The sequence below is a fragment of the Spirosoma migulaei genome (assembly GCF_054776855.1).
In genome coordinates, this window is record NZ_BAAHBG010000006.1 from 293483 (window position 1) to 303864 (window position 10382).

The 10382-nt window shown below is 48.7% G+C and carries 11 protein-coding genes; 4 read left to right on the forward strand and 7 right to left on the reverse strand.

Going from position 1 to position 10382, the window contains the following annotated elements; translation table 11 throughout:
• Positions 1 to 152: 152 nt before the first annotated feature.
• The 3 genes from ACYVGO_RS09260 (at position 153) to leuB (ending at position 4678) form a co-directional block, all read left to right on the forward strand.
• Positions 153 to 1424 carry an MFS transporter gene (locus ACYVGO_RS09260; RefSeq protein ID WP_142776419.1) on the forward strand — a complete coding sequence of 424 codons (1272 nt, stop codon included), beginning with the start codon at positions 153 to 155 and terminating at the stop codon, positions 1422 to 1424.
• 92 nt (positions 1425 to 1516) lie between these two features.
• The gene (locus ACYVGO_RS09265; protein ID WP_460969013.1) at positions 1517 to 3397 is read left to right on the forward strand and encodes a malate synthase; all 1881 of its coding nucleotides are present in this window, start codon (positions 1517 to 1519) and stop codon (positions 3395 to 3397) included.
• A gap of 207 nt (positions 3398 to 3604) precedes the next feature.
• Complete coding sequence (gene leuB, locus ACYVGO_RS09270; RefSeq protein WP_460969014.1) at positions 3605 to 4678, forward strand: 3-isopropylmalate dehydrogenase; 1074 nt, start codon at positions 3605 to 3607, stop codon at positions 4676 to 4678.
• 62 nt (positions 4679 to 4740) lie between these two features.
• Here leuB and arsB read toward each other — a convergent pair whose 3' ends face one another.
• The 5 genes from arsB to ACYVGO_RS09295 all read right to left on the reverse strand — a co-directional run bounded on the left by arsB (position 4741) and on the right by ACYVGO_RS09295 (position 7993).
• Positions 4741 to 5805 carry an ACR3 family arsenite efflux transporter gene (arsB, locus tag ACYVGO_RS09275; RefSeq protein ID WP_460969015.1) on the reverse strand — a complete coding sequence of 355 codons (1065 nt, stop codon included), beginning with the start codon at positions 5803 to 5805 and terminating at the stop codon, positions 4741 to 4743.
• Positions 5802 to 6251 carry an arsenic resistance N-acetyltransferase ArsN2 gene (gene arsN2 / locus ACYVGO_RS09280; RefSeq protein WP_460969016.1) on the reverse strand — a complete coding sequence of 150 codons (450 nt, stop codon included), beginning with the start codon at positions 6249 to 6251 and terminating at the stop codon, positions 5802 to 5804. Before arsN2 ends, arsB begins: the two co-directional genes overlap by 4 nt.
• A gap of 3 nt (positions 6252 to 6254) precedes the next feature.
• Entirely contained in the window at positions 6255 to 6686 is a 432-nt protein-coding gene (locus tag ACYVGO_RS09285) for an arsenate reductase ArsC (protein WP_460969017.1), read from the reverse strand.
• A gap of 18 nt (positions 6687 to 6704) precedes the next feature.
• Complete coding sequence (locus tag ACYVGO_RS09290) at positions 6705 to 7586, reverse strand: arsenite methyltransferase (protein WP_460969018.1); 882 nt, start codon at positions 7584 to 7586, stop codon at positions 6705 to 6707.
• A gap of 80 nt (positions 7587 to 7666) precedes the next feature.
• A complete protein-coding gene (locus ACYVGO_RS09295) occupies positions 7667 to 7993 on the reverse strand; it encodes an ArsR/SmtB family transcription factor (protein WP_460969019.1) in 327 nt (108 codons plus the stop codon).
• A gap of 124 nt (positions 7994 to 8117) precedes the next feature.
• Here ACYVGO_RS09295 and ACYVGO_RS09300 point away from each other — a divergent pair, with 124 nt between their 5' ends.
• Complete coding sequence (locus ACYVGO_RS09300) at positions 8118 to 8939, forward strand: aminotransferase class IV (RefSeq protein ID WP_460969020.1); 822 nt, start codon at positions 8118 to 8120, stop codon at positions 8937 to 8939.
• On the opposite strand, the gene bioD is transcribed toward ACYVGO_RS09300, so the two are convergent.
• A complete protein-coding gene (gene bioD / locus ACYVGO_RS09305; RefSeq protein ID WP_460969021.1) occupies positions 8904 to 9542 on the reverse strand; it encodes a dethiobiotin synthase in 639 nt (212 codons plus the stop codon). The genes ACYVGO_RS09300 and bioD overlap by 36 nt on opposite strands.
• A gap of 103 nt (positions 9543 to 9645) precedes the next feature.
• The coding region (locus ACYVGO_RS09310) for an aminotransferase class I/II-fold pyridoxal phosphate-dependent enzyme (protein WP_460969022.1) at positions 9646 to 10382 on the reverse strand (737 nt) is incomplete at its 5' end.

Consider the following 10382-nt stretch of genomic DNA (forward strand, 5'->3'; position numbering starts at 1 on the left):
AACACAGAGACACGGAGAACACAGAGTTGTCTTTGTATTATTAATCTACATTTCCATAGACTGTGCCCCACATGATGGAAAGAGATAAATATCTCTGTGTTCTCTGTGCCTCTGTGTTTAATGACCTTTTTGCCCCTAACTAGACCACCCACATGATTGAGCCCATCTACAAAAACGATTCCCCCCAAACTGGTGCGAAGACTCCGTTTTCCATTGCCCGACAACTGTTTCAGGTTCCGGTGATCGTGGCAGCTCTGGGTTACTTCGTCGATATCTATGACTTGCTGTTGTTCAGTATTGTTCGGGTACAAAGCCTGAAAGATGTAGGCGTTTCGGACGCCGGTATGTTAAACGAGGGAATCTACCTCATCAATATGCAGATGGGCGGTCTGCTCATCGGCGGCATTCTATGGGGCATTTTAGGCGACAAAAAAGGGCGACTCTCCGTACTGTTCGGTTCTATTCTGATTTACTCGCTAGCCAACATTGCCAACGGCTTTGTCACAAGTGTCGATCAATATGCCATCTTACGCTTAATCGCCGGGATCGGTCTGGCAGGCGAACTGGGAGCTGGAATTACGCTGGTAGCAGAGGTATTACCCAAAGAAATTCGGGGCTATGGTACGTCCTTAGTAGCCTCAGTAGGGCTTTTGGGTGCGGTGCTTGCCTATTTCATTGCCGAACAGTTTGCCTGGCGGAATGCCTATTTTATTGGTGGGGGGCTGGGCTTGATGCTGCTCGTTATGCGGGTTAGCGTATTTGAATCCGGTATTTTCACCCAGGTTAAGGAGCAGGCGGTTGCCAGAGGTAATTTCCTTCACCTATTCTCCTCCAGAAAGCAATTTCTGAAATACCTGCGCTGTATTCTCATCGGGTTGCCGGTCTGGTTTGTGGCAGGCATTCTCATGACCTTCTCGCCAGAATTCGGGAAAGAACTCCATCTTGATGGGCCTATTGTGGCCGGGAAGGCCGTTATGTGGGAATACATTGGTTTGTCTATCGGCGATTTATCGAGCGGCATCCTAAGTCAATATTTCAACAGCCGGAAAAAAGTGTTAGGTCTGTTTCTGGCCTTAACCGCTGCCCTGGTTGCCGTCTATTTATATGTGCCGCTGCACTCGACCACTGCCTTTTATGCTGTTTGTAGCTGTCTTGGCTTTGCAGTTGGGTACTGGGCCTTATTTGTCACCATTGCTGCCGAGCAATTTGGTACGAACCTCCGCGCAACGGTAGCGACTACCGTACCAAATTTCGTACGAGGGAGTATTAACATCATGACGCCTTTATTCCTGCTGTTTAGAGGGGAGTTCGGTATTATACAAGGCGCCGGGCTGCTCGGTTTGCTTACACTTGCCATAGCTTTCCTTGGACTCTGGAAAATGGAGGAAACCTTTGGGAAAGACCTGAATTTTCTGGAAGAATAGCCACTCATTCCTGGTAGAAGTCGCTCCTGAGTACAACTTACCACTCAACCCAACTAAACTATAGTTTTGCGTACCAACTCTGATTTAGACGTATGAACAACCTTACCATTAGAGACAACTTACAGGACATCTACCCTGATGTGTATACCGCAGAAGCCCTTTCAGCCCTTTCTACGCTGGCTCCCTTTAACAAACGCATTAAAGAAGTCATGGATACCAGGATGAAGCGTCGGGCAGCGCGTCAACAAACACAAACGCGAATAACGTTTCTCGATCCTGAAAGTACGATTCCCGGGACCACCATCAAGGTGCAGGATGCACGCGATGGCAACTTCGAAGGCGGAATCGTCCCCTCCGATTTGCAGCGTCAGTGGATTCAGGGAACGGGCCCTGCGGCCAAACCCAATGCCTCGGTTGAAAACAGCATCCGGAACGTAGCCTATGCCTTGCTCTCGGGTGCCGATGGCTGGATGTTCGATGGTGAAGATGCGCTGGGACAGGTCACTACGATGTCGCTCGACAACCAGCGGAACCTGAAACTGGCTATTCATAAAGACCCGCTATTCCTGAAAGTAGCCGAAAAAGTGGCCGACGAAATGAATCGCTGGGCGAAATCCTTCTTAGGACGAGAAACCATCACCGATTGGGAAACCCAGTTGAACTTTACCACCAAGATATTCCGCGCTCGTGGCCTTCATCTCGACGATCGGCATATCCGCGATGCAGAAGGTGTAGCCCTGGCCGCATCCATCGTTGACGCCACCCTTTACGTTGTCAATAACTATAAGGCATTGCAAAGCGCCGGGTCATCTATCGTGCTATACTTGCCGAAGATACAAACTGCCGAAGAAGCGGGTGTCTGGAATGAACTACTTAGCGCCCTGGAAAGCCACGTTGGGCTGGAAATTGGAACGATCAAAGTCTATGTACTGGTCGAACAGCTCGAAGCGACTCACCAATTGATGGAAATTCGGGCGGCCCTTGGAAAGCACTTTGTGGGTTATAACACTGGTCGCTGGGATTACATTAACAGTGTATCCGATGCCATGGCCTGGGATAAAACCTTCATTAATCCCAACATTGAAGCCATCACGATGACCTATGGCTACATGCGCAACTACGAAGACCGCGTCCGGCGGGCCGTTAATACGCCGGATGTAAACGGTAATTTCGCCTTGTGGCAGGGCGGTATGGAGCCCAATATCCCTGTCGGTTCCGAAGAAGGCGTTTCGGCCAGTATGAAAAAAGCCGTGGCCGGTGCCGAACGGGAACAACGCGAAGGAGCCAGTGGTAAGTGGGTTGCCCACTGGAAAATGGTGCACATCGTCCGCCCTGTCTGGGAGAAAGTCGGACAGGCCAACCAGTTAGGCCGAGCATTTCCCCGGCTTACATACACGCAGCAGGACGCCGATGGCTTAATCCTGATTGAACCCGCTCCAACCGATATTCGCGGGGCCCGTAACCTGCTGAGCGTTGCTCTGCAATACGGCAATGCCTTTGGGCAGGGCATGCAGGCTGCTGCCCTGAAACCCGCCGATTTCTTCGGTAATGATGATATTTTATACCTGATGGAAGATATGGCTACTGGCGAAATCCGACTGAGTATTCTCTGGGAATGGGCGCATAAAGGAGCCATTCTGACAGAGGACGATTCGGAAACGGGAACAAAAGCTGGCGACGTCTTCTCGGAAGCGTTGTATGAAACATTACGGGACCAGGAGTATGACAAACTTCTCAAAGCGAGCAACAAAGATGTATTTGACTCCTCGAAAACGACCACGCTGCCTATTGCCCTGGAAATTGCCGACACCTACATGCAGAGCGAAGTAAAACCACCCTGGTTCATTGATCTGCTGAATATCAACCTCAACAACACAGACCTGGACGTAGCGAAGCGCCGGATTCGCCTTTATATGGATACGCTGGTCAACAAGGGCGCCCGTATCACCGAAAACCTCGACTTTGCCGATTAGTGTTAATCATCCGGTGTTAGATACGCCATATCTTGGAGATATGGCGTATCTAACACCGGATGATTAACACTTTATCTTCCCCAAACTCATCCTATACGTGCGATTTTGCTGCCGGAAAGGGCTACTTCAGCCAGCCTTTTTCAGCAGCATAGGCGCTAGCCTTGTGCCTACTTTTTTCAGTTTCACCAATTTCAGCTTAAAACGATAATGGCAAAAAAACATATAATCATCGCTCCCGGCGATGGAATCGGACAGGAAGTGACCGCTGTAGGCAAACAGGTAGTCGAGAAAGTTGCGGCTACGTTTGGACACGAATTCACGTACGACGAGGTGCTAATCGGTCACGTAGCCATTGAAGCCTTCGGAGCCCCGCTGACTGATGAATCGCTGGAGAAAATGAGAGAGTCGGATGCGGTCTTATTTGGGGCCGTAGGTGATCCCAAATATGATAATGACCCCACGGCCGCCATGCGCCCCGAACAGGGCTTATTTAAAATGCGGAAGGAGCTGGGACTGTATGCCAACATTCGGCCAATAAAGCTGTTCGATGAATTACTAGACGCATCGAGCATTAAGGCCGACGTACTGAAAGGTGCCGATATTTTATTTTTCCGGGAGCTTACTGGTGATGTTTATTTTGGCGAAAAAGGCCGCAGAAACAACGGTGATACCGCGTTCGATATGGCCGAATACAGCCGTTATGAAGTCGAACGCATTGCCCGGAAGGCGTTTGAAGCCGCCCGTACCCGCCGGAAAAAACTCTGTTCTGTCGATAAAGCCAATGTAATGGAAACGGGTCGATTATGGCGCGAAGTTGTTCAAAAAATGGCACTGGAATACCCTGACGTGGAAGTAGAACACCAATATGCCGATGCAACGGCCATGTTACTGATAAAAGCGCCCCGCCGATTCGATGTGGTAGTAACAGCTAATTTATTTGGTGATATCCTGACGGACGAAGCTTCACAGATTGCAGGTTCGATGGGCATGCTGGCATCCGCATCTATTGGCGATGGAACGGGCGTATATGAGCCTATTCACGGTTCAGCACCCGACATTATGGGCAAAGGCATCGCGAATCCAATTGCGTCGGTATTATCGGCTGCGTTAATGTTTGATATTTCGTTTGGCATGAAGGCTGAATCCGACGCAATTATTCAGGCCGTGGACAAACTGCTGAAAGATGGTTTCCGCACCCGTGATATTGCAGACGCAGCCACACCAGCCGACAAAATTCTGAGTACCGAGGCAATTGGGGTTCAACTGTTAAAAAACATATAGCCCCGTGATTACAAGGCTACACACCCATTCAGCATAAGGCGTAGCTACGAAAAAGAAATACCTCATCGTTGCGTTTGAAACACCTTTTTAGAATCCGGAGCAAACTTCTTTTCTTGTTTCAAAGCAAAATTGACGAGCAGAATCAGCACTGGAACTTCAATCAGCGGTCCAATAACGGCGGCAAAAGCCGCACCAGAATTGATTCCAAAAACCGCAATTGCCACCGCTATTCCCAGTTCGAAATTATTACCCGCTGCCGTGAAGGCAAGTGATGTCGATTTTGAATAATCGGCTCCGGCTCGCTTGGCAAGGTAAAAAGCCGAAAAGAACATAATCGCAAAATAGATTGTCAAGGGCAATGCGATCCGCAGCACATCAAGTGGAATAGAGACAATGAGTTGTCCTTTCAGACTGAACATAACCACAATTGTGAGCAGGAGAGCAATAAGCGTAATGGGGCTGATGGCGGGCAAATAGGTTTGCTCATACCATTCCTTACTTTTCAACCGTGTGAGAAGTAATCGGGAGAACAGACCAGCCAGAAAGGGCACGCCCAAATAAATGAATACACTTTGAGCAACTTCACCGATGGTAATAGCTACTGCGTAGCCATGCATCCCAAACAGGGGAGGCAACAATGTAATAAACAGCCAGGCATAGACCGAATAAAACAGCACCTGAAAAATACTATTGAAGGCTACCAATCCAGCGGCATAGAGCCGATCTCCACCCGCCAGGTCGTTCCAGACAATAACCATAGCAATGCAGCGGGCAATACCAATTAGAATCAGTCCTGTCATGTATTCGGGCTTGTCTGGCAGGAAAATTACGGCCAGCCCGAACATCAGCAATGGACCTATAATCCAGTTTTGCAGCAACGAGAGGCCAAGAATCTTCGTGTTCGCAAACACCTTCGGCAATTCGCTATAGCGCACCTTCGCTAAAGGCGGGTACATCATCAGCACCAGTCCGATAGCCAGCGGAACATTTGTTGTGCCCGAATTGAATCCATTTATGAAGTGCTGCGACTGCGGCCAAAAATAGCCAGTCCCCACCCCGATCAGCATCGCCAGAAAAATCCACAAGGTCAGATAACGGTCGAGAAACGATAGTCTGGCTGACTTCATGCTTCCAGTTGGTTTACCAGCCGCTTCATCACAATGGCCGATGAAGGACATAGATCACTGAATTGCTGCGTCTGTTGAATAGCTGCCGGTACATCCTGGCGAGAAACCACACTAAAGCCATGACGCGCAAAATAACGGTCGGCGGTTGTTGTAATTAAATACAGTTCTCCTAGTCCGTCTGCTTTGGCAGTTTTCAGTAATTGCCCAACCAGTTGAGCACCGACTTGTTTACCCTGATAATTGGGATCAACTGCTACAGAACGCAGGAGGGCAATGGGGCCAAATCGTTCTAAACCTGCTACACCAACATAGGCGTCCTGTTCTTTGGCAATGACAAAATCAGGCAGATCAGTCGGTAAATCATCGGTCAGTAAATTTCCCTGCTGCAACAGGGAGACAACGGCCGCTTTGTCTTCCGGGCGGGCATTTTCGATGTGTAAGGCCATTGATTAGTGAGTGCTCGGTTCGCTTGCTGGCAAACGGATTTCGATGAATTCCTGACAATAAACCTTAATCAAATCCCGCACACGGCGGAATGACGTCAAATCATCTTCTCCTTCTGTGTGACCTGGATCAGGAAAACTGTGGTGGATCAACTCACCAGCCGAAGGAAAAAATGGGCATTGCTCCCGAGCATTGTCGCAAACCGTAATGACATAATCGAACGGAATATGAACGTACTCATCCGCATGATTTGAGGTATGATGCGAAATATCAATGCCAGCTTCGGCCATTACCTGAATAGCCAGCGGGTTCACCCCGTGAGGAGCCACACCGGCGCTATAAACTTCCGCCCGGCTACCCGCGAAATACTGCAGATATCCCTCGGCCATTTGAGAGCGGGCCGAATTACCCGTGCAGAGTACTAAAATTTTTTTCATTGTTTGATCTGTAATGGATTAATTGCAACAATCTGGACCACAGCACGAAACCGTTGGCCTGATAGCAACTTCAGGCTTTTGGGCAAAGACAGTCACGCTGTAGATACCCTGATCTTTCTGACGATAATCAGCGATTTCCTGATCTGACAAGTAGTTTTTCAGTACTTCATCTGGCATGGCTATTTCGCGCTCTTTTTGCACAAGAATGTTGGTAAATCCTGCATCCTGCACCAACTGTACATAATCGTCTTTCTGGATTGCCCCCGATACACAGCCAACATACAATTCGGCATCGCGTTGTAAGCCTTTAGGCAACTCCCCTTTTAGCACAATGTCGGAAATACTAAAGTGACCACCTGGTTTCAAAATCCGATAGGTTTCGGTAAAGGCTTTGCGCTTGTCAGGTACCAGGTTCATCACGCAATTACTCACAACTACATTGGCCAGATTTTCTGATAACGGCATGTCTTCAATATCGCCATAAACGAATTCAACATTGGTAAAACCAAGTGATTTGGTGTTCTTACGAGCACGGTCAATCATAGCGGGAGTCATATCCAGGCCAATTACCCGCCCGGTTTCTCCTGTTTCTGCCCGAGCCACAAAGCAATCGTTGCCCGCCCCTGAGCCCAGATCAACCACCACATCACCTGGTTTGATCTGGGCAAATTGAGTTGGCAAACCGCAGCCCAGCCCCAAATCAGCTTCAGCTATATACCCGTTCAGTTCATCGTAACCAACCGTCATATCAATGGGTACGCTTACCGATTTTTCCGGCCCACAACATGACGTAGGACCCGGTTGGGCAGTTCCACAACAGCCAACGGCATCGTCCGGCTGTTCGGCAATAGCGCCGTATTTCTGGCGTACAACTTCCTTGATTTGTTCAGCAGTTTCCATAAACCCCCTATCGATTAATTGTAATATTACGATTAATAAACGCAAAAAAATACCTGCCCAAGCGTCGGCCTGGCGACTAACTAGCAGCAGGAGACCGTTGTGCTGGATTTCAGCATAGCTCCAAATACCTGCTGCGCTTCTTCCCATACAACGGGGTTAATGCAGTAGCATACACGTGGTGGGTTAATGTCGCCCTGAATAATTCCTATCCGTTTTAATTCCTTCAAATGCTGAGAAACGGTTGCCTGAGCTAAATTCAACTCACCTACCAAATCACCACAAACGCAGGCTTTCTTTGCAATCAGCATTTGCAGAATTGCCACCCGTGCAGGATGAGCGAATGCCTTCGCCAAATCGGCAATTCGGTTTTGTTCAGTAGTAAAGATTTCAGTTTTCGTAACGCCCATGACACAAAGGTAGTAGAAAAAAGATCAATCGCAATATTACGATGGATCTTTTCTACTGCCTGTTCACTAAGAATGGTAAGTCCATTTGTTCTATCTTTGAATCCGGGTAACCAACGCTACGTTTATGCATTACGGCTATTTCAACGGCACAATTGCCCCCACAGATCAGCTTTCTGTTGGGATCACGGATCTCAGCCTGCTCCGCGGCTACGGGCTATTCGATTATTTTTTGACTTACAACGGGCGACCATTTCAATGGGATTGGTACTGGGAGCGATTTCAGAATTCGGCTTCCCGGATGCACTTGCCGCTGCCCCTCGGGAAAGAAGAAACCTATAGCATTTTGCTTGACCTGATTGAGCGGAGTGGTGGCGTTGATGTTGCGTTTCGGTTTGTCATGACGGGTGGTTACTCCGCCGATAGTATTACCATTGAACGTCCTAATCTGCTTATTCTAACGGAATCCGTTCATCCAGTACCGCCAATTCAGTATGAGAAGGGCATCAAAGTGATTCTGGATGAGTACGTTCGGGAAATGGCCGAGGTAAAAAGCACGGATTATAAACGGGTGATTCTCATGGCGCAAGCCATAAAATCGGCCGGAGCTTCTGACCTTCTTTATCAGAAAGGGGGCGAAATCAGTGAGTTAAGCCGCAGCAATTTCTTCCTTATCAAGGGCGACCGTCTGATTACCCCAAACCGGAATATTCTGCATGGCATCACACGTCGAACCATCCTTCAATTAGCTCAGAGCGACTTTCAAATTGAAGAGCGGCCAGTTTTACTTTCTGAGCTGTATGATGCAGAAGAAGCGTTCACCACCAGTTCAACCAAAAAAGTACTGTCTATTGTCCAGATCGGCGAACTGATAATTGGTGATGGAAATCCGGGGCCGAAATCCAAATTTCTATTAGAGCGGTTCGATGATTTGACGAAGAGTTGGTAGTAGAGCTCCTGCATATGTACGGATAACTTCCTTCGTCACACGCTCCTCCTGCCCTATTCGCCCAAGGCAGGGCAAGCCGGTATAGTCTAAGATAAAGGATTCGGTAGCCTCCACAGTAGGCCCGTTAAATAGGATACCGAGCAATGGAATGTTACGGCTTTTACAGGCTTCCACCGACAGGAGTGTGTGATTAATACTTCCCAGATAATTTCGGGATACCAGCACCAACGGCAAACCCAGTTTTTTAACCAAATCGATATTTAGTTCGTGCTTATTGAGCGGAACCATCAATCCCCCCGCCAGTTCAACAACTAACGCATTATTAGTTTCAGGTAAGTTGATGGTAGCCAACTGAATAGTCAGGCCGTCTAACGCTGCCGCGGCATGAGGAGACATGGGTTGCGTTAGTCGGTAGGCTTCCGGGTGAAACTGTGACGTTGAATTGCTAACCAGACTGCGTACAACATCCGTATCGGAATTAGCCAACTCGCCCGACTGAATGGGTTTCCAGTAATCTGCTTTCAACGCTTCTACGACTACCGCAGACGCGACCGTTTTACCAATTTCAGTTCCGATTCCGGCTATAATGAGTTGAGAGGGCATTTACTACTATTTCTTGAGAGATTGGACAACTTATCATTTTACTTCCCGGTGTGACTCCGATGGGGTCACACAAAATATGATGAATCTACTTCTGCTTACTTGCCTATATCTTAAGCTCGCCAAGCAAGGCGGTTTGTAAAACTGTAAGAAGCTGATCTATTTCGTCTGTTGTGTTAAAGGAATGAATGCATAGGCGAAGCCGTTCCTGCCCGACCGGAACCGTTGGGCTAAGGATAGCCCGCACATCTAACCCCACCGCCTGGGCCTGGCTGGCCACGTACCTAGCCTGATCATTACCCGGTATGATCAAACACCGAATCGGCGACCGGCTGTTTGTCCACAGTGCATCGGGCAGCAGTTCGCTGGCTCGTTGCCGAAAATGGGTAAGCCGCTTATACAGTTGGGTTCGGTTATCGGTATTGGTCGTTACATACACATGAGCACAGCGGATGGCCAGCAAACTATGCGGAGGTAAGGCTGTTGTATAAATAAAGGGGCGAGCAAAATTGATGAGATACTCATGCAGTACGGCCGGACCAACAACAGCCGCGCCATGAACACCCAATGCCTTTCCAAAGGTGTGAACTCGGGCAAATACGCGCTCCTGTAAACCCAATGCAACCACTAAGCCTTCTCCATTAGGACCATACAGACCCGTAGCATGTGCTTCATCAACCAGTAAAGCCGCGTCATAGCGATCACAAAGCTCAACCAGTTCGCGTAAAGGAGCCACATCGCCATCCATCGAATAGACAGACTCAACAGCCACAAAGACCTGCCCCGCCGGGGCAGGGCTTTGCCGATGGTATGCGGTTCGTCCAGTTTTACTTCGGTTTACCA